Below are 25,403 nucleotides of genomic sequence, written 5' to 3'. Positions count from 1 at the left end.
ACGACTCAATTGGTGTCGGCTGCGAGCATCCAGAGGGCGGGTTGCGACTGGCTTGCCAGTTCGCGGTCCGGCACAGGATCAGTTCTCCTTACCGATGGATTTCTCCACTACCGAAGCGATTTCCATGATGTTGGTGCAGGGGTCCAGCCCCTTGTTCTTTCCAAGGCTCTGGATAAGAGTTCCGACAATCACGAAACCGGCCTCTGTCACCATGTGCACCTGGCAGGCGTCCTCGCCTCCCGGCTCCCCACGCACCAACCCTGCCTGTCGGCCGTTCACGGTCGTCGCCGACAACCAGGCGCCGTTCTTCTGCAGATTTTCGTCCCAAGTCGTGTTCCCCGAGTCGACGTGGAGTGCAACGGTGTTGCCAGAGTTGTCGAACACACAGGTCAAGAAGGTGTACTCCGCGACAAGGTCCGGGCCACGCCTTCGGGACTCGGGCCGGAAGCCCATCGACTCGGCCTCGGCATCGGTGATCCACGTACAGGGGTCGAAGACCACTTCCGGCCGCCCCGACGATCTGGTGTACTTATTGTCCTGCGACGGCGGTTGCAGTTTCGGATTCGTCAGAGTCGGCCGTACCCCCGACACCTCCGATGCGCTGGTGGAGTTTTCCGGCGAGCCAGAATTGAGTCCGGCGTTGTGGGTGGCCGAGCCGCATGACGAGGCTGCAATTACGACAAGGGCGCAGCCCGCTACCGTCTGAAATCTCATGTCACGCCTGTCCAGGAAGTTTGCTCAATGCGGTTGCAGTGAGTTCATCCGCCTCACTCAGGATTCCAGCAGCCTTGAGGTATCCATCCGCCATACCCTGCGCTGCGGTTGCCAGCTGACCGAGGTCTTCCTTAGCCCCACCGCCTTCTCTGCGAAGCCGGTCTGCAACTGTTGCGCTGACGCCAGCGGCCCGAACCCTTGGATGGTCCGGAGCATCTCGGCGTCATTAACCCACTCGTCACACATCCCCGCGAACCGCAGATACGACAACGCCACCTCCCGAGCAGCATCCGGCTCCATTCGAAACTGCCCCGACGACGAAGCGTTCCACAACTGCGCCGTAGCATCCCCAGCGATCGCCACAGATCCCTCCGTTCCAACGGTCAGCCCGCAGTGTAGTTCCACCACAACGTAAGTGGGACACCCATCGAGAACCGACAAGGCCCACAACCCCTCGGCTGGACCAGGATGGATAGGACGGGCGTCGGCTCTGGATACGCATACTGAATTGCCGCATTCAGAGCCGCTTCCATCAGTTCCGAGCGACGTCACCGGCTGGCGGATCCTGAATCAGCTCGATCGAGCTGTTTAGCGTTGTCCCGTAAGCCGTTGAGCAGCAAGAGGTCACGTGTCCGCAGTGGTGTTCTCGTCGTCCGATCCGGTGATGGTGGAGTTGTTCTCCAGGCTGCGGCCTCGCACGTTTGCTCGCCTGATCACCGGATTGCGGCGCGAGGGCGTCGACCGGCCGTTACGAGGCCGGCCCTGGGGGTTGTGTTTCGAGGACCGGGTGCTGTTGGTGGCCACCTACTGGTAGGACCAACCTCCCGATGCGGCAGCTCGCGGCGGTATTCGGGGTACCGAAGTCGGCCGCGGCCCGGGTGGTCGAGGTCTGGGACCGGCGTTGGCGCTACGGCCCCGCGCCGGGTTCCCGCGTGGTGCGGTGTTGATCGTGGACGGCACCGTGGTCCCGACCCGCGACCACAAGGTCGCAGCGCCGAATAAAGAACTACCGATACTCGACTAACCACCAGGTCGTCATCGAGGCTGACACCGAACTCGTCCTCGCGTTGGGAAAACCGTCGCCGGGTAACCGCAACGACTGCCGGGCCTGGACCGAGTCCAGCGCCGCTTATAGGTGCCGCAACGCGGTGGTGATGGCTGATGGCGGCTACCAGGGCACCGGTCTGATCCTCCCGCACCGCCGCTGTTCGGGTGTCGAGCTGCGCGACTGCCGTCTTCGTGGCGACGGGGTGGGTATCACGATGGCAGGGGTGGCGAGGCTGGCCAACCTCGCCCACGCTCACTGATTCCTGGTCGACGGACCGGCCACTATCACCGATCCAGACTTACGTGGCATCACTTACCCTCAACGCGGGAATCATGGATGAGGATTACCAGCCGTTCAGACTCCGGAAGTATTCGTCGTCGGCGGCCTGGATCTCCTCGTCAGTGAGAGCTCGAGGCATGGGATTTTGGGTTGCCTTACCAAAGGATGCAATCGCAGCCAGCGACTCTTTCAGATGCGGGTCAGCGGTAGCAATGAGATGCTGAGACTTGGCCGCTACGTCGGCGCGAGCCGCTTTGTAGCAATCACGAATCAGCGCGGCAAGCTGGGTCGAGTCGCCGCGCATCAGCGATGGGGCAATGTGCAGCGTCAGGATGTCGCCGCTGGAGTCGACCTCGACAGTGATACCCCGCGACACACTGCTGCCCCGGAGCAACGCGGCATCACGGGTGAGCTGCTCGCTTGCCGCGCGTAAGTGCTCCAACTGTTGTTGGACTTCTTGGTTCCAGTCTGAACGCGCAGTCATGAACGGCGAAACCTCTTCAACAGATTCAGCAGTGCGGGTGGTGCAGGACGAACATCGGACGGTTGGACCGCCTCCAGGCCGACATACTGCCGCCGGTACCGGTCCAGTCGGGGTCCGAGGAACGCGACAACCGCAGGCTCATCGTAGATATTCTCGACGAACGACACCGCGAGAAGGTCCGATACCGGGTTTTGTCCATCACCCCACTCGCTCTCCAAATACGCGAAGAACGCATTCAATTGTTCTGGGGTCAATCGGTTGCTCGCGACCGCCTCGGTGATCCAGCGGGAAACATCGCCCATCAGCAATGTGGGTAGGAGTTCGTCAAAATCCGCATAGTGCTGTACTACTAGCTGTTGGATATCCGGGTGGAAGCGAGCCAGTTCGCTGATGAATCGAGCCTGTTCAGGCGCGAGCGCTCGGGCCCATTCCTGGATCTGCTCGAGAATCTTGTCGTTTTCCTCGGTCACTCGTGCTGCCCTCCTACTTTCCTGCGAGCGCATCCATGAGATTCTGCATTTCGCGGATCGCCACAGCTCTATCGGGCGAATTGGCGTTGGACTTGTCCATCAGCCACTTCGCGAGGCCTCGCTGAGATTCCATCGCTTTGGTCAGATGCCATTTGCCCTCAGTAGGCTCCAATGTTAGATACTCATTGCGTACCGCGTCGGCGGTGGTGCCGTCACCTGTTCGGTTCGCGTTGTTGGCACCCTTGTACAGGTCGTTGAGGATGTTCTGTAGTTTCGTGTCTGACACGGTTGGTTTGACGGCTGGGGGCTTTGGTCCGAGTCCGCCCGGTTTGCCCGGCTCGGAACGAGCGAACCGCGTGGCGGCGTTGCGTAGCCACTCGGCAAGTTTGGTTCCAAGAGATGAGATCTTGGTGACCACCGTGGTGCCGATGCGACTTGCGATTTCGATCGCCTTGAGCCCCAGACGTTCGATGATCTTCGCGATCCGCGTGCCATACACCGCGATTCGAGCGACAAGCGCCGAGTTGCCAACCCACTCAGAGAGAGTGCCGGTGAACGGAATGAGGATCGCAAACCCTACCTCCCATGCTGCACATTCGATCAGCATGTCGCGCACTTCGGTGCGTATCTCACTGTGCGCTTGGTCGAGATGCTGAGCGTATTCGTCGCACGCGTCGCCGATCTGTCGATAGGCGGCTTGTATTTCGACGGAATCGTTCGATGTGGTAGAGCATTTTGCGACGGTTGCCGGAATCTCATCGGACTGCTGATTGTTCAGCAAGCCGACAGCCGTCGGGAACCCGGCAGTCGCGGTATCGAGCGAGTCAGCCGCCGCATACCAGACTCCTTTGGCGGCCCGCAACTGGTCTTGGTGTCCATTCGGCCAAACCAGACCGGCGACTTCCTTGATCAACCACCATCCGAACGGTTCATCGGAGGTGCCGCCGACCGAAGTTGGCACGATGCTCGTGTGGCAGGGCTCGGCAATCGGCGCGGGGGCTGCCGGAGGTTGTACGCCCTTGGCGTTCGCGTCGGCTACTTCGTGATTGTGTGCGCCGGCGGCGATGAGGTTGCCGATTCGCCCACAGGTGGTGGTCAGCTTGGATGACGCGTCGAGCGCGGCCGACACGGCTTCATCGTACTTTTTGCCCCAGTCCGAGCCCGCCTTGTCGGTGCCGGCCATCCCACCGTATCCAGCCAGTGTCGTGAGCAACGAGGTGTGCACCGTTCCCACCTCGCCGCTGATGGTCGCGAGACCATCACGCGCCGATCCATAGTCGGTGGAGCGGAAGATAATGCAGGGAAAGGCCGGTGTCGGACTCACGGCCACATCTCGCGATTTGTCTGCGTGGCGGTGGTATAGCTGGTATGGGCACGTTTGGCAACTTCGCGCAGCTCATCGAGGTTCTCGCGCATCTCGCCAGCTCCAGCCATCCATTTGTCATGGGCCGCACGCTGTGCCTCGGCGGCCGAGCTCGACCAGTCCAGGTGCAGGGCAGCGACGAGTGTATCCACCTCGCTCAAGTGCGCGTCGACCTCGGACCCGAAGGTGGCCATCGCCGTGATCGCGTCATCGAGCTGTTGCAGGTTGACGCGATAGCTGTTGTCGTCCTGGCTCATAGGTTGAGCGTCGTTCCTGCGCGGTCGATAGCGGCGGACGACGCAGCGTCCTGCATCTCGTACTGGTTGGCGGCGTACACGAGCTTCGAGCTCGACTCCTCCAGCGCGGCGACGATCGCGTCAGCGCCAGCCTTCCACTCGACCCAGCTTTCGTCGTAGGCGGACGCGGCCTGTCCCATCCAGCCATCGGCCAGCAGTTCCTTGCCGACAGTATTATCGAGGGCAGTGACCTTGTCTCGGATCACCTGGGCCTTGGTCGCGATCTTCGATGCTGCGTCACGGAGCCGCCATGGCTCGACGTGGAGCTGATTCGACATCGATGTCCTCCCCCGATCAACGCGCGCAGGGAATCCCCCCTGTTGCTTTGTAGGCTAACTGAGGCCAAAGGGTCAGGCAACGGGCAGGCAAGGGCTGATCGCGGAGCAACCATTGGGCACTATTCCGCGACGAGACTAAGACTGCGGCGATGTGATCGAGTACGACAGCGACCCGCACCGGACATCGATGCGGGGCCGACTTCGTCGAACGACTACTTCCCGCCCTGGTTGGCCACGGCGGCGGCGCCGGCGGCGGCGGCCTCGGGGTCGAGGTATTCGGCCGGCTTGACCGGGCGCAGGTTTTCGTCGAGTTCGTAGCGCAGGGGGATGCCGGTGGGGATGTTGAGGCCGGAGATGTCCTCGTCGGAGATGCCGTCGAGGTGCTTCACCAGGGCGCGCAGGGAGTTGCCGTGGGCTGCCACCAGGACGGTTTTGCCGGTGAGCAGTTCCTTGGAGATGGTGTTCTCCCAGTACGGGATCATGCGGGCGACAACGTCTTTGAGGCATTCGGTCTTGGGGACCTCGATGCCCGCGTAGCGGGGGTCGCCTTCCTGGCTGTACTCGTTGTCGTCGGCGATGGGCGGGGGCGGGGTGTCGTAGCTGCGCCGCCACAGCATGAACTGGTCCTGGCCGTACTGTTCGCGGACCTGCTCCTTGTTCTTGCCCTGCAGGTCGCCGTAGTGGCGTTCGTTGAGGCGCCAGTCGCGGATGACGGGGATCCAGAGGCGATCGGCCGCGTCGAGCGCGTTGTTGGCGGTGCTGATCGCGCGGCGCAGCAGCGAGGTGTAGACGATGTCGGGCAGCACGTCGTGCTCGGCGAGCAGCTCGCCTGCCCGCTTGCCCTCGGCGATGCCCTTGTCGGTCAGGTGCACATCCACCCAGCCGGTGAACAAGTTGAGGGCATTCCATTCGCTCTCGCCGTGGCGCAGCAGCACGAGGGTGTAGGTCATGAGGTCATTCTGGCATTTCACCCGCGCCCGGCCCACGCCACCTCGTCGATGGCGAGCACGCCCGCACCGACCAGGGTGGCGCCCTCGGGCAGGGTGGAGAGTGAAACGTGAAGAGCGTCGATGAATTCGAGCCCGGCGTGCCGGTCGACAGCGTCGCGCAACGGTCCCCACAGCGGTTCGCCGGAGTCGGCGAAGCCGCCACCGATCACCACGCGGTCCACGTCGAGCAGGGCCGCGGCCGAACAGACGGCCCGACCGAGAGCGGTCCCGGCCCGTGCCATCGCGGCGACGGCAACGGGCTCGCCGTCGCGGGCGGCCTGCGCGAGTTCGATCCCCGTCGCACCGGTCCAGCCCTGCGACCGCGCCCAGCGCACGGTCGACATCCCACCGGCAACCGCTTCAACGCAACCGAAACCACCACAGGCACAGGGCGTTTCATCACCGGGCACGATGATGTGACCGATGTGCCCCGCATTGCCGGTTCGCCCCCGCAGCACCCGCCCGTCGGCGAGCACCCCGCCGCCGACCCCCGAAGACACCGTCAACGCCAACCCGTTGTCGAGCCCACGCAACCCGCCGACCCGGTGTTCGGCGAGCACGAGGCACGCGCCGTCGATCGCGAACCGCACCGCCGCACCGGAGAACACCGAGCGCACCCGATCGACGATGGGGAACCCGTCGCGCCACCGGGGAAAGTTCAGCGGTCGCGTCACCCCGGCGGGCACGTCGACGGGCCCGGCCGACCCGATGCCGACCGCGCGAACCTCGTTGTCCCCCGCCACAGCGAGCAGTAACTCCCGACACACCGCCCACGGATCGTCGACGGCCACGGCCGCGCGCCGCACCGAATGCACCGTGTAGTCCGGATCAACCACTCCTACAGCGAATTTCGTCGCTCCGATGTCGAGCGCGAGGACAACCATCGCCCACTCCTGTCTGTTCGGCCCACACGGGGTTGATCAGCCACGACCCGGCCGGCGATGTGAACGCTCACAAAAATGTGGCGGTGGACACTTTGACTAATGGTTGCTCCACACCGCCGGTTTTCGTTGGATACTTCGTCCGGGTCGGGTGATTCCGTTGGGCTGCGTTACTGATGATGAAGGAAAGTTGTGTCGAAATTAGTAGTACTGGTGTTGAGCCTGCTCTCGGTAGGCCTCCTCGCCGCTCCCGCGGCTGCGAACCCGCTGTATCCGACGCCCGATCCTGACCCGTTCTTCACCGCACCGGCCGACATCGCCGAGCTGGCTCCCGGCGACGTGGTCCGCACTCGCCGCATCGACACGATGCTCTACCCCGGCACCGAGGGCTGGCAGGTCGCGTTCCGCTCCACCAACTCGGCGGGCAACGCGATCATGGGCGTCACCACGGTCTTCATGCCGATCGGGGTGAAGAGCCCGCCGCTGGTCTCCTACCAGGCGCTGATCAACTCCATCGGCACCCGGTGCAACCCGTCGAAGTCGCTGTTCAACGGTGAGCTGCAGGACGCACCGGGCGCGATGCTGCCGATCGGTCGCGGCTGGGCGGTTTCGGTGCCCGACTACCTCGGCCCGACCGTCGCCTACGGTGCGGCACGGATGAGCGGCATGGTGACCCTCGACAGCGTGCGTGCGGTGCAGAAGGTCACCGAACTGGGCCTCGGCGGCTCGCCGGTGGCGCTGGCCGGGTACTCCGGTGGCGGTATGGCCACCGCGTGGGCCGGTGCCTTGCAGCCGGAGTACGCGCCCGAGCTGAAGCTGGCCGCGGTGGTCGCCGGCGGTATCCCGAGCGACCTCGAACTGATGGCCGACGCCCTCGGTTTCGCACCGCACCCCGGCTTCGGCTTGGCCTTCGCGGCCGCCATGGGCATCGAGCGCGAGTACCCGGATCGGGTGCCGGTGTCGGATCAGCTCAACGAGACCGGCCTCTGGTTCCGCGAGTTCACCAAGGACGCCTGCCGTCGCTTCCTGCTCTTCCACGGCATCTTCCGCAACGCCGAGCAGATGGCCGCGTCGAAGGAACTGCTGTCGAGCCAGGTGGCGCGTGGTGTGCTGCGCGAGAACAGCATCGTGCACTACGAGGGTGCGCCGACCGCGCCGACCTACATCTGGCAGGGCCGCTACGACACCCTCACCCCGTACGGCCCGGTGGCCGAAACCGTGTCGCACTGGTGCGGTGCGGGCGCGCCCGTGAAGCTGGCGACCTACGACATCGCCGAGCACATGACCGCGGCCGTGGCCGGTTTCGTCGACGCGTGGAGCTACGTGGAGTCCCGCTTCCGTGACGAACCGGTGCCGACCACCTGCTGAGAACCCGAACGCGGGTGCCGCACAACGGCACCCGCGTTTCTCATACCTTGTCGGCCTCGTCGATGAGATGTTCGAAGGCGCGCAGGTTCTTCAGCGATTCCCCGCGCGAGACGCGCCACTTCCATTCCTTGCGAATGGATTCCGCGAAGCCCAGCTCTAGCAGCATGTTGAAGTCGGTGTCGACGGCCTCGAGGACCTGACCGAAGACGCGGTCGAGTTCGTCCGCGGTCACCGACTCGGTCGACATGCGACCGACCAGGTAGATGTCGCCCACATTGTCGAGGGTGTAGGCCACGCCGTAGAGACGGCGGTTGCGGCGCAGCAGGTACTTGTAGACGCCTTCGAAGTTCTCGTCGGGTTTGCGGCAGACGAACGATTCGATCCGCACACCGTGCTTGCCGACGGTGAGCATCACGGTGGTCTTGAGCTTGCGCTCGCCGGGCAGCACCACGATGAAGGTGTCGTCACCGTGGCGGGTGTATTCGATCTCCCGGTCGCGCAGCGTCTCGTCGATCACCTGCGATACGGCGCTCACCTGAGTACTCCTGTCCGGCGCCGCCACAGCGCCCGCGATCTGGCTTGGCTTGTCTCACCCGCGCGCAGGGCGATCGGGTTGCGTTCCACGCGCATACCCGAGATCGCGGCGGCGTAACTGTCGAGCAGTCCTTCGGCAGTGTGCGCCCAGGAGAACCGGCTCGCGTGCTCGACCGCCGTGGCGCCCATGCGGCGCAGGCGATCGGGGTCGTCGAGCAGGGCGGCCAGGGCGTCGGCCCAGTCGCCGGTGCGGTGGCTCGGCACGAGCAGACCCGATTCACCGTGCCGCACAGCGGTTCCCAGGCCGCCCACGTCGGCGGCGAGCACGGGCGTGCCGCTGGCCTGCGCCTCGATGGCGACCAGACCGAACGACTCGTTGTAGCTGGGGACGGCGACCACGTCGGCCGCGCGGTACACCTGCACGAGGCGGTCGGCGGGCTGCGGCGGCAGGAAGGTGACCTGCTCGGCGATGCCGAGGTCGGCGGCCAGGTCGATCAGGGCGTCGGGGCGGGCCAGGCCGGTGCCGGAGGGTCCGCCGACGATCAGTACGCGCAGCGCGCGGCGCGGGTCGCGGGCCAGCAGCTCGGCGGCCGCGCGGACCAGCACATCGGGGGCCTTGAGCGGCTGGATCCGGCCGACGAACGCGACGACCTGCTCATCGGCGCGCAATCCGAGTTCGGCGCGGGCGGCGAGTTTGTCGCCGGGCCGGTAGCGGCCCAGGTCGGCGCCCGGGGGGACCACATCGATGCGGTCGCGGTCGGCGCCGTAGAGGTCCACCAGCTGACCGGCTTCGTCGGCGGTATTGGCGACCAGCCGGTCGGCCTCGGCGATCACCTGCTTCTCCCCGATCACCCGCGTCTCGGGTTCGGGGGTGTCGCCCTCGGCGAGCGCGAGGTTCTTCACCGCGGCCAGCGTGTGCGCGGTGTGTACCAGCGGCACCCGCCAGCGGTCGCGGGCGAGCCAGCCGACCTGACCGGAGAGCCAGTAGTGCGAGTGCACGAGGTCGTAGTGGCCGGGCAGGTGCCGAGCCTCCTGGCGCAGCACCTCGGCGGTGAAGGGGCACAGCTGGGTGGGCAGTTCGTGCTTGTCGAGCCCTTCGAACGGTCCGGCGACGACGTGGCGCACGAGCACACCGGGTGCGGCCTCGGCTACCGGCGGCAGGTCCGATGAGGTGGCCCGGGTGAAAATTTCCACCTCGGTGCCCCTGGCGGCCAGTTCGAGCGCGGTCTGCAACACATAGACGTTCATGCCCCCGGCGTCACCGGTGCCGGGTTGGGCCAGCGGGGAGGTATGCACCGACAGCACCGCGATGCGGCGGGGCCGAAGTTCAAGACGTCGCTGACTCACACCTTCCAGTGTGCACGCCGCGACGCCACCGATAACATCCCTACCGGGATCGGTGACGGCCATCACAGGCGTGCGGTGAGTGAGTTCACGCACCGATCGTCATCGAGCGTGCCCGATCCGGGCGGCACACGCCAGCGCTTTTCGGCCGTCGCATTCAGCGGTTGAGCGCGGACTCGAACTGCGGCCACGAGGTGTGCAGATCCTCCTCCCAGTAACCCCACGAGTGAGTGCCGGTGGGCCGCAGGTTGACGGTGGCCGGGATGCCGAGCGACTGGAACCGGTCGCGCAGCTGACGGGTGCACTGGTGGGTGACCGCCTCGAGCGTGGCCCCGAAGGCCAGCTGGTAGGCGAGCTGCAGCGGGTCCGGCTGGACAGCCGGGTTGTCGTACGGGCCGGGAAGGCCGGTGCCGGAGGAGATGTAGACCTCGGTGCCGCGCAGGGATTCGGCGTGCAGGTACGGGTCGTGGGCCGACCAGGCCGGGTCGGTGGGCGGGCCCCACATGTTGGCCGCGTTGCCCATCCGGCTGCCGACGACGGTGCGCACGATCGCCTGCCCGCGCAGGTCGCTGGTGCGCACGCACCCGCTGTAGGAGCCGATCGCCCGGTAGAGGCCGGGTTCGGCGAGCGCGAGCTGGAACACCGAGGTGCCTGCCATCGAGAGCCCGGCGATCGCGTTGGCGCCGGTGCCCCCGAATTCGGCGTCGATCAGGGGCGGCAGTTCCTTGGTGAGGAAGGTCGCCCAGCGCTGCTTGCCCAGCACCGGGTCGTCGCTGCGCCAGTCGGCGAAATAGCTGCCCGCGCCCCCGAACGGGATCACCACGTTCACCTGTTTGTCGCGGAAGAACGACACCACATCGGTGCGGTCGAGCCAGTTGCCGTCGGCGCCGCCACCGACGCCGTTGAGCAGATACAACGTCGGCGCGGGTTTCGACGGGTCGGCGGCGCGCAGCACCCGCACCCGGTTGACGTTGTCCATGGCGGGTGAGTACACGCCGATGTCGATGGTCTGATCGGCTTCCACGCGCCGATCGTCGATCCGTGCCTGCTCGATCGGCTCGGAAATCCCCTGGCCCGCCGCCGTTGCGGTGGCGAGCATCGCGGCCAGCGCCGCGAGGACGATCCGAACCCCCAACGCCCGACAAGACATCATCGAACTCCGATCGCCGAATCCTGTTCCTGATTCGTGATTCAACGACATATCCGAACGCTACACACGCTTTCGGGAAATCATTGTGACGATCCCCAGAAGATTTTCCGTGCAACTGTGCGGATAGTTCGCTACCGGAACGATCGCAATCACGGGCTTATCACGCCCGTGCAATGCTACTTGACGACCAGCGCTCTAGCTGCGGAAACAGCGGACGAGTGACTCGATGTGAAGCGCTCACGACGGACATCGACTATGCCGGAATCAACCCCATTACAGCCTGAAAATCGACCTTCCGGATTGGTTCCGGGCACAGTCCGATAATGCCCCGTGACGCCACGCCGCAATTCAGTCCAGCGCGTCGACGAACTCACTCACCTCGGCGACGAACCGGGCCCGATCCTCGATGAACAGCCCGTGCTGGGCGTCCTCCCAGAACGAACCGCGCGCGCCCGGCACGTTGTCGACGATGTAGCGCCCGTTGTCGGCGGGCACAACCGGATCCGCGGTGCCGTGCAGCACCAGCACCGGGATATCAAGGGCGCGAAGGGTTTCGGTGTTGTCGATGGTGCGGTAGAACAGCGCCTTGCGCACCGAGGGCGCGGTGGCGAGACTGCCGCCGAACAGCCGCTGCGCGTCGACACCCTTGTCCTCACCCGGTCCGGTGTTCGCATTGCCGAACACCGCGAACGCCCGCACCGCCCGCCCGGCCGACTCCTCGAACACACCGGGGATCGCCTTGTCCATCGCGGACCCGGTCGCCGCACCCGGCACACCGGGGCCGATGTGGGCCAGCGAACCGGTGTAGATCGCGGCCGCGACGGCGCCGGTGCCGTAGGTGGCGAGGTAGTCGGTGGCGACGATGCCGCCGTAGGACCAGCCGAGCAACACGGCGCCGGAGTCGATGCCCTCGGCGGCCAGCACCGCGGCCACGTCGGCGGCCCAGGCCTTCGGGTCGTCGTACACGCCGGGGTCGTCGGAGTAGCCGTGCCCGCGCAGGTCGACCGCGATCACCCGGTAGCGCTGCGCGAGGTCGTCGGCGGCGCCGCCCCAGCAGCGCAAGTTGCCCGCCCAGCCGTGCAGCAGCACCAGCGGCCTGCCCGTCTCCGGGCCGGTGACCCGGTAGACGATCGTCGTTCCATCGGCGCTGACAGCATCACGAATACCCATGCCGACAGAGTAGTTCTCGGCCCGTCCCCTGCCTCTGGACTGACCGGAGGGTGCGACGAAGGAGTGCCCGGAGGGAGGGAAGAGGTAGGGGTTCAGGGCCGAGAACCGCGGCACCAGCCGCCGATAAGATCAGCTCATGAGTACTCGCACCGCCGTCGTCACCGGAGCCAGTTCGGGCATCGGGGAAGCCACCGCACGGGAACTGGCCAAGCAGGGGTATCACGTCTACGTGGGGGCCCGCCGGTTCGACCGGGTGCAACGGCTGGCCGAGGAGATCGGCGGCACCGCACTGGAACTCGACGTCACCTCCGAGGACTCGGTGCGCGCGTTCACCGACGCCGTGGAGCGGGTCGACGTGCTGGTCAACAACGCGGGCGGCGCGAAGGGCCTCGCCCCGGTGCTCGAGGCCGACCTCGACGACTGGCGCTGGATGTGGGAGACGAACGTGCTCGGCACCCTGCGCGTCACCAAGGCGTTGCTGCCCAAGCTCATCGCTTCCGGTGACGGCCTGATCGTCACCGTCACCTCGATCGCGGCCATGCACGCCTATGACAACGGCGCGGGTTACACCTCGGCCAAGCACGCCCAGGGTGTGCTGCACCGGACCCTGCGCGGGGAACTGCTCGGTCAGCCGGTGCGGCTCACCGAGATCGCGCCCGGCGCGGTGGAGACCGAGTTCTCCCTCGTCCGCTTCGATGGTGACGCCGAGCGGGCGGCCGAGGTCTACGAGGGCATCGATCCGCTCTACGCCGAGGACATCGCCCAGATCGTCGCCTTCGCCGCGAGCAGGCCGGCGCACGTCAACCTGGACACGATCGTGGTGAAGCCGCGCGATCAGGAGGGGCCCGGCCGCTTCTCGCGTCGTCCCGCGAACTGAAACCGCAGGTCGTGAGCCTGACCACAGATTGTTGCTGACAATTCGCTGAGCGAATGACCAGTCATTACCATCTCTGCGATGGGCAGAATCAAGTCGGTATTCGACGGTTTCAAGAACTTCCTGATGCGCGGCAACGTCATCGATCTCGCGGTCGCCGTGGTGATGGGTACCGCGTTCACCGCGGTGGTCACCTCGGTCACCAAGGGCTTCGTGAACCCGCTGCTCGCGGTGTTCGGCTCGACCAATGAACTCGGCCTCGGCGTGCAGCTCATCGCCGACAAGCCCGCCACGTTCATCGCGGTCGGCCCGATCATCACCGCGCTCATCGACTTCATCATGGTCGCCGCGGTGCTCTATTTCGTGCTGATGGTCCCGATGAAGTCGCTGAAGAACAAATTCGGTACCACCAAGGAAGCCGAGCCGACCGAGACCGAACTGCTCATCGAGATCCGCGATCTGCTGGCCAAGCAGCAGGGTCTGAACGCGGAGCAGACCGCGGCGCTGAGCACCGAGCAGGCCAAGAAGGACCCGGCTCAGCTCACAGACTGATCCCGACGGTCACCGGTTCCGGTTCGAGCACGATGCCGAACCGGTCGCGCACACCGTCGCGGACCGTGCGGGCCAGGTCGACGATGTCGGTCGCGCGCGCCGCGCCCCGATTGGTCAGGGCGAGAGTGTGTTTGGTCGACAGCCGCGCGGGCGCGTGCTCGCCGGGGAAACCCTTGGCGAAACCGGCGCGTTCGATGAGCCAGCCGGCCGAGAACTTGGTGCCCGAGGGGGCCGGGTAGGTCGGGACGCTCACCTCGCCGAGGTGAGCGGTGATCGCGGCCAGCACCTGGTCGAGGCGGTCGTCGCCGACGACGGGGTTGGTGAAGAACGAGCCCGCGCTCCAGGTGTCGTGGTCGGCGGGGTCGAGCACCATGCCCTTGCCCGCGCGCAGGCGAAGCACCTCGGCGCGCACCTGGGCGGCGGGCCGGGTCTCGCCTTCGCTCGCGCCGAGCACGCGGGCCAGTTCGCCGTAGCGCAACAGTGCGCTGGTTCCGGTGGGGTCGAGCCGGAATTCGACAGCGAGCACCACGGCGGCGTCGCTGTGCTTGAGCACGCTGGTGCGATAACCGAATCCCAGCTCGGCCGGTTCCGCCCAGCGGACCTCGCCGCTCACCCGATCGAGCAGCCGCACCCGGCGCAGCAACGACTCCACCTCCACGCCGTAGGCGCCGACGTTCTGCACCGGCGTTGCCCCGACCGAACCAGGGATACCCGAGAGGCATTCGAGCCCACCGAACCCGGCCGCCACCGAAGCCGCGACGAGCTCGTCCCAGTTCGCGCCCGCCTCCGCGAGCACCGAATCGGTCCCGAACTCGACTCCGGTGTTGCGCACCCGAACGACCACACCGTCGAACCCGGCGTCGTCGATGAGCAGGTTCGACCCACCAGCGACGAGCAGCACCGCCACACCGGCATCGTCCAGGGCCCGCACCGTGGCGACGAGCGAGGACGTGCTGTCGCATTCGGCGACCAGCGCGGGACCGCCGACGCGCAGCGTCGTCAGTTCCGACAGCGGCACCGCCGGGCGCACCACCGCACCGGTCTCGGCCAGCAGGTCACGCAGCTGTTCGGGGGACACCACCCGTGTTGTTCGCACGTCAGAAGACGGTACCGTGTCGCACATGGCTACACCTCTGGCGTTCACGGCCGGTTATACGCATTCCATCGACGCGGTGCGCGCCGCGTACTCCGATGAGCAGTACTGGAAGGCCCGCATCGCCGAGGTCGGCGGCCCCAGCGCGCGCCTCGATTCGCTGACGGTCGACGGCGACCAGGTCCGCATCCAGCTGGTGCAGTCCATCCCCGCCGACCAGCTCCCGCCCGCCATCACCGCCGTGCGCCCCGGCGACCTGGTGATCCCCCGCGTCGAGCACTACACCGGCACCTCGGGCACCTTCGAGGCCCACGTCGACGGCGCCCCCGCCACCGTCCGCGGCACGGTAACCCTCACCCCGACCGCCACCGGTTGCGAAGGCTCGGTCACCGGCACCATCGAGGTGAAGATCCCCCTCTTCGGCGGCAAGATCGAAGCCGCCATCGCCGAACGCCTCACCGAACTGCTGAGCAACGAGGCCACCTTCACCGAACAGTGGCTCGCCACCAAGTAGCACCCGTCCGGGGCGCCCGCTGATGGCGCCCCGGTAACGTGTTCGGGCATGGCACGTCGACTGGACTACTCCGCCCGTTACCCCCTGCACACCACTGAAGAGCTGTACGCAGCGCTGCAGAGCAGGGATTACTGGGAAGCCCGCGTCGAGGAGATGCGCAAGTACTCGCCGCACAACGAGGTCGTCAGCCATGAGGTGACCGACGACGGCATCGATATCGTGCTCGCGCACACCCTGCCGCGCGAGATGCTGCCGGAGATCGCGCAGACGGTCATGCGCAAGGACATGGTCATCACCCGCAAGGAGAGCTGGGGGCCGTTCGACCACGACGAGACCGAGGGCAAGTTCTCCGCCTCCATCCCGGCGGGTCCGGGCAGCCTCAACGGCACCATCCGCCTGTTCCCCACCGAGACCGGCGCGACCATGCGCTTCTCCCCCGTCGCCAAGGTGTTCATCCCCATGGTCGGCCCGCGCCTGGAACAGCTGATGCTGGTGAATCTCGTCGACCTGTTCCGCGCGGAGCAGGAGGAAACGCTGCGCTGGCTGGAGACGGCCGCCAAGAACCCGGTCTGATCCTCGTCCCATGACCGGCACGAGGAGGACGGTGCCGGTCGGCACCATCACGCGCGGCACCACCGGCGTCAACCGGTTGCGCCGCAGCGATCGCTGGCTGGTCAACGACGACCTGGTGAGCACCCGCCTGCGCGAGGCCGCCGACCCGCTCGTGGTCGACCTCGGCTACGGTGCGGCGGGCTGGACGACGATCGAACTGGCCGCGCGCCTGCGCACCGTTCGCCCCGATCTGCGTGTGGTCGGCCTCGAGATCGACCCCGCCCGGGTGCTGCCCCCGCGCGACGGCGTGCGTTTCGCCCGCGGCGGTTTCGAACTGGCCGGTCTGCGCCCGGTGCTGGTCCGCGCCTTCAATGTGCTGCGCCAGTATCCGGAGGACGCGGTCCCGGCGGCGTGGTCGCGGATCCAGTCGAATCTGGCACCCGACGGCCTGCTCGTGGACGGCACCTGCGACGAACTCGGCCGCCGCAGCGCCTGGGTGCTCCTTGACCGGCACCGCCCCCTCTCGCTCACCCTCGCGTGGGATCCGTTCACCGTCGAGCGCCCGTCCGACATCGCCGAGCGACTGCCGAAGGTGTTGATCCACCGCAATATTCGCGGCGAGAAGGTGCACGCCCTGCTCACCGCCGCTGATCAGGCCTGGGAGCGCAGTGCCGCACTCGCACCCTTCGGCCCGCGCATCCGCTGGCGGGGTACGGCAGAGTTGTTGCGCGCCAATAGGTTCCCGGTGCGCGCCTACAACCGGCGGATGCGTGATTGTGTGCTGTCGGTGCCGTGGGAAGTCGTCGCACCGAACGGGTGGGAGGCGGACGGGTAGCCCCGCCGGAGGAAGTCAGACCGCGAGCAGTGCCCGCCGTATCCGCCCAGCTGCCCGGGGAGCCAATTGCTCCGCACCCCAACGTATCTCGTCGACGTCACACCGGTGGATGGCAACCGCGTCGGTAACCACCTCGTTCAGCGCCGACTGCGCGATCTCGGTTTCGGCCAGGTCGAGCACCGTCCGCGCCGGTGTGGTCACCAGGAACGATCCCGCCGATTCCGTCGCCGCCCCGGTGAGCTTGCGCCGGGTGAGTACCAGCCGTGGCGTCACCGGTGGCCGCCCCGCCGACACCGACAGGTGCAGAAACCGTGGCCGCAACCGCCCGAGCCCGTGCAGTTCGGCGGCGCTCTGATACGACACCACGGCGGCACCGTCGAACCAGGCCGCCCACATCGCGTATTCGTCGAGCGGGCCTGGCCGCCATTGCGCCAGCCGCAGCATCCCGACTCCCGACCTGGTCACCGACCCGTCGGCCAGCGCGGCCCGCACCCGCAGCTCACAACCCGTGCGCAGGACCTGCCTGGTGGTGAAGAATCCCGCGTGCCGTCCGGCGAGGCGCCGCAGCACCCGCCACCGGTGTTCGGTGGTCCCCGCCATCCGGCGCGCTCCCTCGCCAGCCATCCAGCCATGCTACGCCGGGTGAAGTGGTACAGATCACAAAATGAAAGAAGGCCTTCATGGCCTCCTCAGAGCGGACACAGAAAAGTCCGGGAGAATCGACTGTCATGAGCACCCAGACACCCCAACGCCCGAAGGTCCGTCGGCGCACGCTGGTGATCGCGTTGGCCGTGGTCGCCGTGCTCCTCGTCGGCACCATCGTCGCGACCGAAGCGTATGCCCGCCACCAGATCTCGCGCTGCATCAGCAGCCAGTTCGAGCAGGAGATGGGCTCGAGCATCGACGTGAGTTTCGGTCCGAAACCGATGCTCATCACTTATCTCGACGGCAAGGTCGGGTCGCTGAGTATCGACAGCGAGGACAACAAGTTCGGCCCGGCCGTGGGCATGGTCGTGCATGCGAAGTTCTCCGACATCGAACTCGCCGATCGTGGGCGCGGCGGCGCGACCGTCGGCAGCTCCAGTGCCGAGGTGACCTGGAACAACGACGGCATCCGCCAGACCCTCGGCACCATGGTGAGCGGGGTGAGCTCCTCGGCGAGCAGCGACGTGCTCACCCTCGACGTGCTCGGCGGCCTGGCCCAGCTGCAGGTGCAGCCGATGGTCCGCAACGGCAATGTGGAGGTGGAGACCAAGTCCGCGCAGCTGCTCGGCATCGGCCTGCCCACCGACCTCGTGCAGGGCATCGTCGAGACCTTCACCCAGAGCCTGCAGAGCTACCCGCTCGGCCTGCGCGCCCAGCAGGTCGACGTCACCGACGACGGTGTGGTCGTCCACCTTTCGGGCGGGCGCACCGTCCTGGAGAGCTCCGGGCGCAGCGACGCCGAGCTGCGCTGCTGATCAGTCCGGAAAACCGTCGAGCACGACCGCCGACTTCGACAGCCCGAGCCGGGTGGCGCCCGCCTCGATCATCGCCGCCGCGTCCTGCGCGGTCCTGATCCCGCCACTGGCCTTGACGCCGAGCCTGCCGCCGACGGTGTCGGCCATCAGCCGCACCGCGTGCGCGCTGGCCCCACCGGCGGGATGAAAACCGGTGGAGGTCTTCACGAAATCCGCACCGGCCTTTTCGGCGGCCCGGCAGGCGCCGACGATCGCCTCGTCGGTGAGCGCGGCCGATTCGATGATGACCTTCAGCACGGCCCGGTCCTCGACCGCCTCGCGCACGGTGATGATGTCGGTGAGCACCGCCGCGAAATCACCGGCCACCGCGGCACCCACGTCGATCACCATGTCCACCTCGGCCGCGCCGCTGTCGACGGCCAGGCGCGCCTCGGCACCCTTGATCAGCGAATGATGTTTGCCCGAAGGGAATCCCGCTACGGTGGCGACCACCAGCCCCGGCGCGCGCACCGGAAGCATCGACGGCGAAACGCAGATCGCGTACACGCCGAGTTCGCGGGCCTCGGCGATCAGGTCGTTCACCTGGTCCGGGGTCGCTTCGGGAGCGAGCAGGGTGTGATCGATCATGGCGGCCACGTCGGCCCGGGTCAGCGACGTCATAGGAGCGAGTCTGGCATATCGGCACAGAAGTCCATTGCGCACGCGTACCCCTATCCGGGAGACTTGGAGCGTGTTGATTCGTCGCGAGACCCCTGCGGACGCCGCGGCGATCGCCGCGATCCATCGTGCCGCCTTCGCCCCGCACTATGTCGGCGATCCGGCCGTCACCGAGCCACCGGAGCCCGCGCTGGTCGATGCCCTACGCGCCGACGAATCCTGGATGCCGACGCTGTCGCTGGTCGCGCTGGCCTACGACACCGTGGTCGGGCACATCTGCCTCACCAGAGCGGGCATCGGCCCGTTCCCGGTGCTGGCCCTCGGCCCGCTCGGCGTCGACCCGGACCATCAGAAGACCGGCGTCGGTTCGGCCCTGGTGCACGCGGCCCTCGGCGCCGCCGACGCCCTCGACGAATCGGTGGTCGGCCTCGTCGGCGACCCCGACTACTACTCGCGCTTCGGTTTCGTGCCGGGCGCGCGCCGCGGCATCGTCCCCGACCAGGCCGACTGGGCCGAATACTTCCAGGTCCGCCCGCTGGCGGCCTATGATCCGGCGGTCACCGGCGAATTCCGCTATCCGGCGCCGTTCTACGACCTGTAGGCCTACTCGAACACCACGGTGCGCCGACCGTGCACCAGCACCCGGCCCTCGAGATGCCAGCGCAGGCCGCGGGCGAGCACCACCCGCTCGATATCGCGACCCTGGCGGACCATGTCGGGTACATCGTCGGCGTGATCCACGCGGATCACGTCCTGCTCGATGATCGGGCCCGCGTCCAGTTCGGCGGTCACGTAGTGACAGGTCGCCCCGATCAGCTTCACGCCACGGTCGTAGGCCTGGTGATAGGGGCGGGCGCCGACGAACGACGGCAGGAAGCTGTGGTGGATGTTGATCGCCCGGCCCGCCCAGTGCTCGCACAGCGAGGCGGGCAACACCTGCATGAACCGGGCGAGGACCACCGCGTGCGGGTCGTGCACGTCGACCAGTTCGCGCACCTGCTCGAACGCCGGTCCGCGTTCGGCCGGGTCCTTGGGGAACGGCACGTGGTGGAACTTCACCCCGTGCGCCTCGGTCATCGCGGCCAGGTCGGGGTGGTTGCCGATGACGGCCTCGATGGTGGCGGGCAGCTCACCGGCCCCCGCGCGGCCGAGCAGGTCGTGCAGGCAGTGCCCGTCCTTGCTCACCAGCAGCACCACCCGGCGACGGGCACCGGTGTCGTGCAGCTGCCAGTCGGTCTCGGGACCGAACTCCGCGGCCACCTGCGCGAACCGGGTGCGCAGTTCATCGATGCCGAACGGCACCGTCGATGCCTTCACCGCCTGCCGGGTGAAGAACCAGCCGATGTCACCGTCGGAGTGGTAGCCGGCCTCCACGATCGACCCGCCGAAATCGGCGATGAACGAGGAGATCCTGGCGATGATGCCGGGCCGGTCGGGGCAGCCGAGCGTCAACACGAACCGACGGTCGTCCGAGGTCACAGGGGCAGAACTCATCCCCTCATCCTCGCAGGCCCTCAGGCAGAGGCGCGTGCGGGCTCGCGGACGGACGCGAGTACCTCGCGCAGCTCACGGTTGAACAGGTCGTAGCGCTCCACATTGCCCAGGTGGCCGGTCGGCAGCACCGCGAACTTCGCCAGCGTGCCCGCCTTGCTCAGCAGTTCGGCGAGCCGTTCGGCGTGGATGGCCGGGGTCATGTCGTCGCGGTCGCCGGCGAGCACGGTGGTCGGCACGGTGAAGTTGCTCGCGGCGTCGCCCAGGTGCAGCGCGGCGAGCAGCAGGCCGTAGCGCGAGCGGGTCATCATCGGGCAACCACGCACCACCGACAGGGCGTAGCTCAGTTTCTCCGGCGTGGTGTCCAGGGTCATCACCTGGCGGGCGAAGATCCAGCGCACGGGCGCGATCGGCGGGAAGACCACCGGGGTGCCGAGAATGAGCTTGCCGAGCCAGTCGGGCGAGGGCAGGGCCCGGCCGCGCAGCAACCGCAGCGGCTTGTTCAAGCCGGGAACCATGGTCGACACCTCGACCAGCGAGTGCGCGCCAGTGTTGGTGAGCAGCACGGCGGCCGCCTGCTCGGCGACTCGTTCGGGGTAGCGGCCCGCCCAGGCGATGAGCGTCATCCCGCCCATGCTGTGACCGACGAGCACCGCGCGCTGGCCGGGCAGCAGGGCCGCGTCGAGTACGTCGCACAGGTCGTCGGCGAGCAGGTCGGTGCTGGGGCGCGCGTAGCCGTTGGTGCTCTCACCGTGGCCGCGCTGGTCGTAGGCGATCACGCGGTACTCGCCGGCGAAGGCGTTGATCTGGGCGTTCCAGTACTCGATGGAACAGGTCCAGCCGTGGGCGAACACGATGACAGGTGCGTCGACCGGGCCGTAGGCGTGCACGCGCAGGCTGGCGCCGTCGGCGGTGACAACGGGGATCACCTCGTGCGGGACGCTCGGCGGATCGAAGGCCGCCACGCCGTGGGTCCGGGTCCGCAGATCGGCCCGGTGGGCAGCAAGTCCGGCCTTGATCCTGGTGGTCACGGTATCGACCAGGTCGTTCACGGTCGCGGGCAGCATTGCGCGCATCGACACACTCCTTTGTGTTACTCATAGAAACAGTAACACCGGGAGCGCTCGACCGCGAGGGGTCCGGCGACGATTTACCAGCGCGGCCCGCGCTGCACCTCGTCGACTTTCGGCCGCACATCGGCCAGATACACACCGGTCGCGATGATCGCGATGAACGAGGTGAGCATGCCGAACCCGCTGATCCCCAGCAGCAGGAACACCAGCGCACCCGCCAGGATCGCCAGCCAGATCGGCTTGGTCATCTTGTCGACGGCCGTAAACGCGTCCGGCCGCTGACGCACGGCATGGATCAGCGCGAACACCGTCGCACCGAAGGCTGCCAGCCACAGGACCAGCAAGATCATCCCCGTCACTCCATGCACCACATTCACTCCCCCATCATACGAACAGCGGCCCCGCACACCAGGGGTGCGCGGGGCCGCTGTCGGCGGTGAGGGTTACACCTTCTTGGGTGCGGCCTTCTTCGCGGGGGCCTTCTTGGCCGGCGCCTTCTTGGCGGCCGGAGCCTTGACCGGGGCGGCCTCGTCGGTCACGGCGACGACCTCGGCCTCGACCACAGCGGCGGCCTCGGCGGCAGCGGCCTGCGCCTCTTCCTTGCCACGGCCCAGCAGGTCGGTGACCTTGGCGAGGGCCTCCTCGGCGCGAGCGGAGGCATCCTTGTACAGGGACTCGACGCGACCGATCTGCTCGTCGACGGCCTCGTTGGCACGCAGCCGCTCGACGGTCTCCTCACCGCGCACGGCGAGGTCGGCGTAGATGTCGAGAGCCTGGCGGTAGTACTGCTCGGCCAGCTTGCGCAGCTCCTCGGGGGTGAACTTCTCGCGCAGCTCGGCGAGGTCCTCCGGCAGCTCCGAGGGCAGGCCGGCGAGGCGCTCACGGATGGTGTCGAACTGGGCCTGCACGTCGGCGGGCACGTTGGCGATGCGCTCGCGGGCCTCTTCGACACGGGCCTTGGCATCGGTGGTGGCGACGCGCTCGCGGACGTCGGCGACGACCTCGTTCACGGCGGTGTAGATGGCATCACCGGCGCCGACGGTGGCGAACAGCGGCTTGGTCACGGTAGCGGTCTTCTCGGTCATCAGTCTTCGCTCTCCTGGTGTGGCGGAGTGTCAATTGTCGTGAACGAAACGTCGCTGTCCCGTTCGTTCCCCCCTGAGCCGGTTTCTTCCCCGTTTTCCCGGCGAAACGACTCATAGATTTCCAGCAACACCTGTTTCTGCCGTTCGGTCACCGAAGTGTCGGCCAGCAGGGCGTCCCGGACCGGGCTGTGCGGGCGCTGTTCCAAATATCCGGCCCGCACATACAACACCTCCGAAGAAACCCGCAGTGCCTTGGCGATCTGCGCGAGTACTTCGGCGGAAGGGTTACGCAATCCGCGTTCGATCTGGCTCAGGTACGGATTACTCACCCCAGCCAGGGCGGCAAGTTGACGCAGGGACACCTGCGCAGCTTCGCGCTGGGACCTGATGAACCCTCCGATATCTCGAGCCGCGTGCGTCAAGCTCTCGGGCTGGTCTGCCATCACTCACCTTCTGGCGTTGTAAGGTCAATACTAGGTCAGGGTGCTAGCTATTGCAAGCACTACAGTTAGCAGCCGCCGGGCGAACGCCCGGAATCAGTGGAACAGCAGCTGCGAGATCGTGTAGATCGCCAGGCCGGCCAGCGATCCGACGACGGTGCCGTTGATCCTGATGAATTGCAGGTCCCGGCCCACCTGCAATTCGATCTTCCGGCTCGCCTCGTCGGCGTCCCAGCGGGCGACCGTATCCGTCACCAGGGTCGAGATCTCGGCGGCATAGTTACCCACCAGATAGCGCGCCCCCCGGTCGATCCACCCATCGACCTTGCCACGCATCGCCGGATCGTCACGCAACTGTTCACCCAGCTGTTGCACATTCTCCGCCACTTTGCGTCGCAGCGTGGAATCGGGGTCGTTCGCCGACTCGAGAATCAATCGCTTGGCCGCACGCCAGGTGGCCTCCGCCATTCCGGTGATCTGTTCGCGGCCCATGATCTCGGCCTTCACCTTTTCCGCTTTGGCGATCATGGCCTCGTCGTGTTGCAGGTCGTCGGCGAAATCCTGCAGGAATCGGGTGGCGGCCAGACGCAGTTCGTGTTCGGGGTCCGACCGCACCTTCCAGGTGAATTCCACCAATTCCCGGTAGATCCGCTCCGACAACAATGTGTTGACGAATTTCGGCGCCCATTGCGGCGCGTCGCGCAGCACGATCCGGTCGATCGTCTCCTGCGAACCGAGCGCCCACTGATGCGCCCGCTCGGCGAGCAGATCGATGAGCGGCAGCTGCCGGTTGTCGGCGATCAGCTCCGAGAGCACCCGGCCCAGCGGCGGACCCCACTGCGGTTCGGCGATGCGTTTGACGATGGTGTTGTCGATGATCTGCTCGACGTCCTCGTCACGCAGCACGCCGACCACGGCGGTCAGGATGGTGGAACTCTCCTGCGCCACCCGCGCCGCGTTGGCCGGTGTGGCCATCCACCGCCCGACCCGCAGCGAGATCTGGGCCGCGTCGAGCCGGGCCGACACCACATCGGGAGCGAGGAAATTGGTGCCGACGAACGCGCCGAGGCTCTCGCCGAGCTGGTCCTTCTTCTTGCGGATGATCGCCGTGTGCGGGATGGGCAAGCCGAGCGGGTGCTTGAACAACGCCGTCACCGCGAACCAGTCGGCCAGCGCACCGACCATGCCCGCCTCCGAGGCCGCGCGCACATAACCGACCCACGCGCCGCCGCCACCGCGCGACTCGAGCCAGCGGCACAGCAGATAGATCACTGTCGCCACCAGCAGGAAGCCGGTGGCGAGGGCCTTCATCTTGAACAGGTCGCGTCGTTTGCCCGCCTCGTCGGTCAGATCCGCGAACCCGGCGGGCTGCGCCGGTGCGGTGCGCGGCGTGAGCACCGCCGTGTTGCCGGGAGCTTTCTCCATGGCCCCCATTCTGCTGTGCGAAATGCCGCCGCGCCGACGCCGGCCTGTGGTAAATCCCCCAACGTCGCCTAAACGAGCGCCACCCCACATCGGCAGGCATAAGCTGTATCGCGAGAGACGCCACATCGATCGCAAGGGGGCTGTCCTGTCCACCGAAGACCTTGTCGAGATCGGCGAGCAGACCGGTCGGGGTTCCGCCATGCGCGGCGCGGGTCCCGTCGACGGCCGCAAAAGGCGGTGGCGCCAGCACAAGATCGACCGGCGCGAGGAGCTCGTCGACGGCACCCTCAACGCCATCCGCGTACGCGGCGCGCAGGCGGGCATGGACGAGATCGCCGCCGAGATCGGCGTGTCCAAGACCGTGCTGTACCGGTACTTCGCCGACAAGAACGACCTGGTGCACGCCACCATGCAGCGCTTCATCGAGACCACGCTGCTGCCGCGCGTGTACGGCGCCATCAGTCTCGATGCCGACGAGTATCAGCTGGTGCGCGCCGCCATGACCGAATACGTGGGGACCGTCGACGACGACCCCGAGGTCTACCGGTTCATCATGCACAACGGCAGCGGCGACAATGCCTCGCTCGCCGAGTTCGAGCGCCTGTTCGCCGAGGTGGTCACCGCCGTGCTCATCGACCGGGCCGGGGCCAAGGGCATCCGCACCGACGGTGCGATGCTGTGGTCCTACGTGCTGGTCGGCGGCATCCAACTGGCCACCCATTGGTGGACCACCACCGACAAGGCGATGCCACGCCAGGACGTCATCGACTACCTCACGATGATGGCCTGGAGCGCGATCGAGGGCATCGCTCGCGCGGGTGGCTCGCCCGCTGTCTTCACCGAACAGACACACGTTCTACCGCCACTTCCGGAGTCCTGACCAGCGCTGATACCGGACATCGCCGTCCCGGGCTCGACATCGCCGCGCGGTTGGTTACGCTGAACCGAGCGGGGCGCTGTGGCATGTGTCACCGCGAGGTTGCC

Annotated in this window: 31 protein-coding genes and 1 pseudogene; 10 read left to right on the top strand and 22 right to left on the bottom strand. The window is 66.9% G+C overall.

Annotation, left to right across the window (positions count from 1 at the left end):
• Positions 1-78: 78 nt before the first annotated feature.
• Both NI2_RS01280 and NI2_RS01275 read right to left on the bottom strand, forming a co-directional pair.
• Complete coding sequence (locus NI2_RS01280; protein WP_084475776.1) at positions 79-714, bottom strand: DUF3558 domain-containing protein; 636 nt, start codon at positions 712-714, stop codon at positions 79-81.
• Positions 715-771: 57 nt separating this feature from the next.
• A complete protein-coding gene (locus tag NI2_RS01275) occupies positions 772-1,077 on the bottom strand; it encodes a hypothetical protein (protein ID WP_133733857.1) in 306 nt (101 codons plus the stop codon).
• Positions 1,078-1,378: 301 nt separating this feature from the next.
• On the opposite strand from NI2_RS01275, the pseudogene NI2_RS01270 reads away from it, so the two are divergent.
• Positions 1,379-2,021, top strand: a pseudogene (locus tag NI2_RS01270) (transposase family protein).
• Positions 2,022-2,105: 84 nt separating this feature from the next.
• Here the strand turns inward: NI2_RS01270 and NI2_RS01265 are convergent.
• From NI2_RS01265 to NI2_RS01235, 7 genes are all read right to left on the bottom strand, one after another.
• The gene (locus NI2_RS01265; RefSeq protein WP_067484867.1) at positions 2,106-2,525 is read right to left on the bottom strand and encodes a YbaB/EbfC family nucleoid-associated protein; all 420 of its coding nucleotides are present in this window, start codon (positions 2,523-2,525) and stop codon (positions 2,106-2,108) included.
• Positions 2,522-2,995: a DUF7674 family protein gene (locus tag NI2_RS01260; RefSeq protein ID WP_067484864.1), complete on the bottom strand. Its 474-nt coding sequence runs from the start codon at positions 2,993-2,995 to the stop codon at positions 2,522-2,524. Before NI2_RS01260 ends, NI2_RS01265 begins: the two co-directional genes overlap by 4 nt.
• 13 nt (positions 2,996-3,008) lie before the next feature.
• On the bottom strand, positions 3,009-4,319 hold the full coding sequence (locus tag NI2_RS01255; protein ID WP_133733858.1) for a WXG100-like domain-containing protein: 1,311 nt from the start codon (positions 4,317-4,319) through the stop codon (positions 3,009-3,011).
• Positions 4,316-4,615 (bottom strand): WXG100 family type VII secretion target, encoded by a 300-nt coding sequence (locus tag NI2_RS01250; RefSeq protein ID WP_067484858.1) that lies wholly within the window; start codon positions 4,613-4,615, stop codon positions 4,316-4,318. Before NI2_RS01250 ends, NI2_RS01255 begins: the two co-directional genes overlap by 4 nt.
• Positions 4,612-4,932 carry a WXG100 family type VII secretion target gene (locus NI2_RS01245; protein ID WP_067484855.1) on the bottom strand — a complete coding sequence of 107 codons (321 nt, stop codon included), beginning with the start codon at positions 4,930-4,932 and terminating at the stop codon, positions 4,612-4,614. Before NI2_RS01245 ends, NI2_RS01250 begins: the two co-directional genes overlap by 4 nt.
• 212 nt (positions 4,933-5,144) lie before the next feature.
• Positions 5,145-5,882: a phosphoglyceromutase gene (locus NI2_RS01240; protein WP_067485849.1), complete on the bottom strand. Its 738-nt coding sequence runs from the start codon at positions 5,880-5,882 to the stop codon at positions 5,145-5,147.
• 17 nt (positions 5,883-5,899) lie between these two features.
• A complete protein-coding gene (locus NI2_RS01235) occupies positions 5,900-6,805 on the bottom strand; it encodes an ROK family protein (protein WP_067484852.1) in 906 nt (301 codons plus the stop codon).
• A 189-nt stretch (positions 6,806-6,994) separates the two neighbouring features.
• Here NI2_RS01235 and NI2_RS01230 point away from each other — a divergent pair, with 189 nt between their 5' ends.
• Positions 6,995-8,170, top strand: coding sequence for a lipase family protein (locus NI2_RS01230; protein ID WP_084475775.1), 1,176 nt, complete (start codon positions 6,995-6,997; stop codon positions 8,168-8,170).
• Positions 8,171-8,210: 40 nt separating this feature from the next.
• Here the strand turns inward: NI2_RS01230 and NI2_RS01225 are convergent, their stop codons facing one another.
• From NI2_RS01225 to NI2_RS01210, 4 genes are all read right to left on the bottom strand, one after another.
• Positions 8,211-8,705, bottom strand: coding sequence for a type III secretion system chaperone family protein (locus tag NI2_RS01225; RefSeq protein ID WP_067484849.1), 495 nt, complete (start codon positions 8,703-8,705; stop codon positions 8,211-8,213).
• Complete coding sequence (gene mshA / locus NI2_RS01220) at positions 8,702-10,060, bottom strand: D-inositol-3-phosphate glycosyltransferase (protein ID WP_084475847.1); 1,359 nt, start codon at positions 10,058-10,060, stop codon at positions 8,702-8,704. The genes NI2_RS01225 and mshA overlap by 4 nt, the downstream gene beginning before the upstream one ends.
• A 145-nt stretch (positions 10,061-10,205) precedes the next feature.
• Complete coding sequence (locus NI2_RS01215) at positions 10,206-11,201, bottom strand: alpha/beta hydrolase (RefSeq protein WP_439264156.1); 996 nt, start codon at positions 11,199-11,201, stop codon at positions 10,206-10,208.
• A 345-nt stretch (positions 11,202-11,546) separates the two neighbouring features.
• On the bottom strand, positions 11,547-12,368 hold the full coding sequence (locus tag NI2_RS01210; RefSeq protein ID WP_067484846.1) for an alpha/beta fold hydrolase: 822 nt from the start codon (positions 12,366-12,368) through the stop codon (positions 11,547-11,549).
• Positions 12,369-12,504: 136 nt separating this feature from the next.
• On the opposite strand from NI2_RS01210, the gene NI2_RS01205 reads away from it, so the two are divergent.
• Both NI2_RS01205 and mscL read left to right on the top strand, forming a co-directional pair.
• The gene (locus tag NI2_RS01205) at positions 12,505-13,245 is read left to right on the top strand and encodes an SDR family NAD(P)-dependent oxidoreductase (protein ID WP_067484843.1); all 741 of its coding nucleotides are present in this window, start codon (positions 12,505-12,507) and stop codon (positions 13,243-13,245) included.
• 78 nt (positions 13,246-13,323) lie between these two features.
• Positions 13,324-13,794 carry a large conductance mechanosensitive channel protein MscL gene (mscL, locus tag NI2_RS01200; RefSeq protein WP_067484840.1) on the top strand — a complete coding sequence of 157 codons (471 nt, stop codon included), beginning with the start codon at positions 13,324-13,326 and terminating at the stop codon, positions 13,792-13,794.
• On the opposite strand, the gene NI2_RS01195 is transcribed toward mscL, so the two are convergent.
• Positions 13,784-14,917, bottom strand: a complete 1,134-nt coding sequence (locus NI2_RS01195) for a UDP-N-acetylmuramate dehydrogenase (protein ID WP_133733859.1) — start codon at positions 14,915-14,917, stop codon at positions 13,784-13,786. The two genes, mscL and NI2_RS01195, sit on opposite strands and share 11 nt — an antisense overlap.
• Here NI2_RS01195 and NI2_RS01190 point away from each other — a divergent pair.
• Genes NI2_RS01190 through NI2_RS01180 form a run of 3 tightly spaced genes read left to right on the top strand, consistent with a single transcriptional unit; the run spans position 14,916 to position 16,788 of the window.
• Positions 14,916-15,401, top strand: coding sequence for a DUF2505 domain-containing protein (locus NI2_RS01190; RefSeq protein WP_067484834.1), 486 nt, complete (start codon positions 14,916-14,918; stop codon positions 15,399-15,401). The two genes, NI2_RS01195 and NI2_RS01190, sit on opposite strands and share 2 nt — an antisense overlap.
• Before the next feature lie 48 nt (positions 15,402-15,449).
• Positions 15,450-15,974 (top strand): DUF2505 domain-containing protein, encoded by a 525-nt coding sequence (locus tag NI2_RS01185; RefSeq protein ID WP_067484831.1) that lies wholly within the window; start codon positions 15,450-15,452, stop codon positions 15,972-15,974.
• 10 nt (positions 15,975-15,984) lie between these two features.
• A complete protein-coding gene (locus tag NI2_RS01180; protein ID WP_067484828.1) occupies positions 15,985-16,788 on the top strand; it encodes a class I SAM-dependent methyltransferase in 804 nt (267 codons plus the stop codon).
• A 15-nt stretch (positions 16,789-16,803) separates the two neighbouring features.
• On the opposite strand, the gene NI2_RS01175 is transcribed toward NI2_RS01180, so the two are convergent.
• Entirely contained in the window at positions 16,804-17,412 is a 609-nt protein-coding gene (locus tag NI2_RS01175; RefSeq protein ID WP_067484825.1) for a type IV toxin-antitoxin system AbiEi family antitoxin, read from the bottom strand.
• Positions 17,413-17,516: 104 nt separating this feature from the next.
• On the opposite strand from NI2_RS01175, the gene NI2_RS01170 reads away from it, so the two are divergent.
• Positions 17,517-18,248, top strand: coding sequence for an LmeA family phospholipid-binding protein (locus NI2_RS01170; protein ID WP_067484822.1), 732 nt, complete (start codon positions 17,517-17,519; stop codon positions 18,246-18,248).
• Here the strand turns inward: NI2_RS01170 and deoC are convergent, their stop codons facing one another.
• The gene (gene deoC / locus NI2_RS01165; protein WP_067484819.1) at positions 18,249-18,908 is read right to left on the bottom strand and encodes a deoxyribose-phosphate aldolase; all 660 of its coding nucleotides are present in this window, start codon (positions 18,906-18,908) and stop codon (positions 18,249-18,251) included.
• 70 nt (positions 18,909-18,978) lie between these two features.
• Between deoC and NI2_RS01160 the strand changes: the two genes are divergently transcribed.
• Positions 18,979-19,506 carry a GNAT family N-acetyltransferase gene (locus NI2_RS01160; RefSeq protein ID WP_067484816.1) on the top strand — a complete coding sequence of 176 codons (528 nt, stop codon included), beginning with the start codon at positions 18,979-18,981 and terminating at the stop codon, positions 19,504-19,506.
• A 2-nt stretch (positions 19,507-19,508) separates the two neighbouring features.
• On the opposite strand, the gene purU is transcribed toward NI2_RS01160, so the two are convergent.
• The 6 genes from purU to NI2_RS01130 all read right to left on the bottom strand — a co-directional run bounded on the left by purU (position 19,509) and on the right by NI2_RS01130 (position 24,419).
• Positions 19,509-20,399: a formyltetrahydrofolate deformylase gene (gene purU / locus NI2_RS01155; RefSeq protein WP_067484813.1), complete on the bottom strand. Its 891-nt coding sequence runs from the start codon at positions 20,397-20,399 to the stop codon at positions 19,509-19,511.
• A gap of 20 nt (positions 20,400-20,419) precedes the next feature.
• A complete protein-coding gene (locus tag NI2_RS01150; RefSeq protein WP_067485841.1) occupies positions 20,420-21,472 on the bottom strand; it encodes an alpha/beta fold hydrolase in 1,053 nt (350 codons plus the stop codon).
• A 74-nt stretch (positions 21,473-21,546) separates the two neighbouring features.
• Positions 21,547-21,819 (bottom strand): DUF2516 family protein, encoded by a 273-nt coding sequence (locus tag NI2_RS01145; protein ID WP_067485839.1) that lies wholly within the window; start codon positions 21,817-21,819, stop codon positions 21,547-21,549.
• Positions 21,820-21,912: 93 nt separating this feature from the next.
• Positions 21,913-22,554 carry a heparin-binding hemagglutinin gene (locus tag NI2_RS01140; protein WP_067484810.1) on the bottom strand — a complete coding sequence of 214 codons (642 nt, stop codon included), beginning with the start codon at positions 22,552-22,554 and terminating at the stop codon, positions 21,913-21,915.
• Positions 22,554-22,997 (bottom strand): helix-turn-helix domain-containing protein, encoded by a 444-nt coding sequence (locus tag NI2_RS01135; RefSeq protein WP_067484807.1) that lies wholly within the window; start codon positions 22,995-22,997, stop codon positions 22,554-22,556. The genes NI2_RS01140 and NI2_RS01135 overlap by 1 nt, the downstream gene beginning before the upstream one ends.
• 93 nt (positions 22,998-23,090) lie before the next feature.
• Positions 23,091-24,419 (bottom strand): DUF445 domain-containing protein, encoded by a 1,329-nt coding sequence (locus NI2_RS01130; protein ID WP_174550353.1) that lies wholly within the window; start codon positions 24,417-24,419, stop codon positions 23,091-23,093.
• Positions 24,420-24,618: 199 nt separating this feature from the next.
• Here NI2_RS01130 and NI2_RS01125 point away from each other — a divergent pair, with 199 nt between their 5' ends.
• Positions 24,619-25,299 carry a TetR/AcrR family transcriptional regulator gene (locus NI2_RS01125; RefSeq protein ID WP_084475774.1) on the top strand — a complete coding sequence of 227 codons (681 nt, stop codon included), beginning with the start codon at positions 24,619-24,621 and terminating at the stop codon, positions 25,297-25,299.
• Positions 25,300-25,403 lie beyond the last annotated feature (104 nt).

Origin of the sequence: Nocardia ignorata NBRC 108230 (assembly GCF_001612905.1) — a bacterium.
Lineage (GTDB): Bacteria > Actinomycetota > Actinomycetes > Mycobacteriales > Mycobacteriaceae > Nocardia > Nocardia ignorata.
Note: the sequence above shows the minus strand (reverse complement) of the source record. Positions and strands in the feature narration are given on the sequence as shown.

What these genes read in the sequence shown, in the direction of transcription:
- NI2_RS01175 (WP_067484825.1), bottom strand. Translation starts at nt 17,412, where the DNA reads ATGGCTGGCGAGGGAGCGCGCCGGATGGCGGGGACCACCGAACACCGG.
- NI2_RS01265 (WP_067484867.1), bottom strand. Translation starts at nt 2,525, where the DNA reads ATGACTGCGCGTTCAGACTGGAACCAAGAAGTCCAACAACAGTTGGAG.
- NI2_RS01125 (WP_084475774.1), top strand. Translation starts at nt 24,619, where the DNA reads ATGCGCGGCGCGGGTCCCGTCGACGGCCGCAAAAGGCGGTGGCGCCAG.
- NI2_RS01205 (WP_067484843.1), top strand. Translation starts at nt 12,505, where the DNA reads ATGAGTACTCGCACCGCCGTCGTCACCGGAGCCAGTTCGGGCATCGGG.
- NI2_RS01250 (WP_067484858.1), bottom strand. Translation starts at nt 4,615, where the DNA reads ATGAGCCAGGACGACAACAGCTATCGCGTCAACCTGCAACAGCTCGAT.
- NI2_RS01210 (WP_067484846.1), bottom strand. Translation starts at nt 12,368, where the DNA reads ATGGGTATTCGTGATGCTGTCAGCGCCGATGGAACGACGATCGTCTAC.
- NI2_RS01145 (WP_067485839.1), bottom strand. Translation starts at nt 21,819, where the DNA reads ATGATCTTGCTGGTCCTGTGGCTGGCAGCCTTCGGTGCGACGGTGTTC.
- deoC (WP_067484819.1), bottom strand. Translation starts at nt 18,908, where the DNA reads ATGACGTCGCTGACCCGGGCCGACGTGGCCGCCATGATCGATCACACC.
- NI2_RS01195 (WP_133733859.1), bottom strand. Translation starts at nt 14,917, where the DNA reads ATGTGCGACACGGTACCGTCTTCTGACGTGCGAACAACACGGGTGGTG.
- NI2_RS01150 (WP_067485841.1), bottom strand. Translation starts at nt 21,472, where the DNA reads ATGCGCGCAATGCTGCCCGCGACCGTGAACGACCTGGTCGATACCGTG.
- NI2_RS01185 (WP_067484831.1), top strand. Translation starts at nt 15,450, where the DNA reads ATGGCACGTCGACTGGACTACTCCGCCCGTTACCCCCTGCACACCACT.
- NI2_RS01190 (WP_067484834.1), top strand. Translation starts at nt 14,916, where the DNA reads ATGGCTACACCTCTGGCGTTCACGGCCGGTTATACGCATTCCATCGAC.
- NI2_RS01235 (WP_067484852.1), bottom strand. Translation starts at nt 6,805, where the DNA reads ATGGTTGTCCTCGCGCTCGACATCGGAGCGACGAAATTCGCTGTAGGA.
- mscL (WP_067484840.1), top strand. Translation starts at nt 13,324, where the DNA reads ATGGGCAGAATCAAGTCGGTATTCGACGGTTTCAAGAACTTCCTGATG.
- NI2_RS01215 (WP_439264156.1), bottom strand. Translation starts at nt 11,201, where the DNA reads ATGATGTCTTGTCGGGCGTTGGGGGTTCGGATCGTCCTCGCGGCGCTG.
- NI2_RS01245 (WP_067484855.1), bottom strand. Translation starts at nt 4,932, where the DNA reads ATGTCGAATCAGCTCCACGTCGAGCCATGGCGGCTCCGTGACGCAGCA.
- NI2_RS01140 (WP_067484810.1), bottom strand. Translation starts at nt 22,554, where the DNA reads ATGACCGAGAAGACCGCTACCGTGACCAAGCCGCTGTTCGCCACCGTC.
- NI2_RS01180 (WP_067484828.1), top strand. Translation starts at nt 15,985, where the DNA reads ATGACCGGCACGAGGAGGACGGTGCCGGTCGGCACCATCACGCGCGGC.
- NI2_RS01130 (WP_174550353.1), bottom strand. Translation starts at nt 24,419, where the DNA reads ATGGAGAAAGCTCCCGGCAACACGGCGGTGCTCACGCCGCGCACCGCA.
- NI2_RS01280 (WP_084475776.1), bottom strand. Translation starts at nt 714, where the DNA reads ATGAGATTTCAGACGGTAGCGGGCTGCGCCCTTGTCGTAATTGCAGCC.
- purU (WP_067484813.1), bottom strand. Translation starts at nt 20,399, where the DNA reads ATGAGTTCTGCCCCTGTGACCTCGGACGACCGTCGGTTCGTGTTGACG.
- NI2_RS01240 (WP_067485849.1), bottom strand. Translation starts at nt 5,882, where the DNA reads ATGACCTACACCCTCGTGCTGCTGCGCCACGGCGAGAGCGAATGGAAT.
- NI2_RS01170 (WP_067484822.1), top strand. Translation starts at nt 17,517, where the DNA reads ATGAGCACCCAGACACCCCAACGCCCGAAGGTCCGTCGGCGCACGCTG.
- NI2_RS01135 (WP_067484807.1), bottom strand. Translation starts at nt 22,997, where the DNA reads ATGGCAGACCAGCCCGAGAGCTTGACGCACGCGGCTCGAGATATCGGA.